Below are 1247 nucleotides of genomic sequence, written 5' to 3'. Positions count from 1 at the left end.
AGGGGGAACAGGCTGCATTGTCGGCCGATACGGCCCCGGATGTGTCACGGAAAATTTAACCCTGCGTGAGGATTCGTTGACCGGCCCGGGCGCAGCATGGCCGCATCGTTTCCCTCCCAGGAGATCGGCCATGCGTTACACCCGTCGCAATGTGCTTGGCATGGGCGCCATGACGGCCGCCGCCGGCCTGTTCGGCCTGACTGCCTGCAGTGGCCCGGCACCGGCCGCACCGGCCGCCCCCGCGCGGCGTTTCGAGGTGATGCGCACCGACGCGCAGTGGCGCGAACAGCTCAGCCCGGCCGCCTACGCCGTGCTGCGCCGCCAGAGCACCGAGCGGCCCTACAGCAGTCCGCTCAACAAGGAGCACCGGCGCGGCACCTTCAACTGCGCCGGCTGCGCGCTGCCGCTGTTCTCCTCGTCCACCAAGTTCGACAGCGGCACCGGCTGGCCCAGCTTCTGGGCGCCGCTGCATGGCGCGGTGGAAGAGGACCGTGACACCACGCTGGGCATGATCCGCATCGAGGCGCACTGCCGGCGCTGCGGTGGCCACCTGGGCCATGTATTCGATGACGGTCCACGCCCCACCGGCCTGCGCTACTGCATGAACGGCGTGGCGATGAGCTTCACCGCGGCCTGAGCGCCGCTCCCCCTGCATCCTGGAAGGATCTGACCATGTTCCTGCTTGTCCTGGCCTACCTAGGCGGCGTATTGACCATCCTCAGCCCGTGCATCCTGCCGGTGCTGCCGTTCGTGTTCGCGCGTTCGGACCGCCCGTTCCTGCGCAGCGGCCTGCCGCTGCTGGTGGGCATGACGCTGATGTTCGCAGTGGTGGCCAGCCTGGCCGCGGTGGGCAGCCAGTGGGTGGCCCAGGCCAACCAGATCGGGCGCTGGATCGCGCTGGTGGTGATGGCGCTGTTCGCGCTGGCGCTGCTGTGGCCGTCGCTGGCCAACCGCCTGCTGTCGCCGTTCCAGCGGCTGGGCGCGCGGCTCAGCGCGTCGGCCGATGCCGCCAGTGATGCCGGGCGCGGCGGGGTTGGCACTTCGCTGCTGATCGGCATTGCCACCGGCCTGCTCTGGGCACCGTGCGCCGGGCCGATCCTGGGACTGATCCTCACCGGCGCGGCGCTCAACGGCGCCAGCGTCGGCACCAGCGGGCTGCTGCTGGCCTATGCGCTCGGCGCGGCCACGTCGCTGGCGCTGGCGATCTGGATCGGCGGGCGCGTGTTCGCCGCGCTCAAGCAGCGCCT

Annotated in this window: 2 protein-coding genes; both read left to right on the top strand. The window is 70.6% G+C overall.

Features of this window, described 5'->3' with window-relative positions:
• The first annotated feature begins 130 nt into the window (after window positions 1-130).
• A complete protein-coding gene (gene msrB / locus DBR34_RS13215; protein WP_128097129.1) occupies window positions 131-637 on the top strand; it encodes a peptide-methionine (R)-S-oxide reductase MsrB in 507 nt (168 codons plus the stop codon).
• 35 nt (window positions 638-672) lie between these two features.
• Window positions 673-1247, top strand: a 575-nt coding sequence (locus tag DBR34_RS23050) for a cytochrome c biogenesis protein CcdA (RefSeq protein ID WP_308812540.1), incomplete at its 3' end; no start/stop codon positions are given.

It is taken from the genome of Stenotrophomonas sp. HMWF003 (genome assembly GCF_003061285.1).
GTDB classification, from domain to species: domain Bacteria; phylum Pseudomonadota; class Gammaproteobacteria; order Xanthomonadales; family Xanthomonadaceae; genus Stenotrophomonas; species Stenotrophomonas maltophilia_AP.
This window is presented reverse-complemented; position numbering and strand designations above follow the sequence as displayed.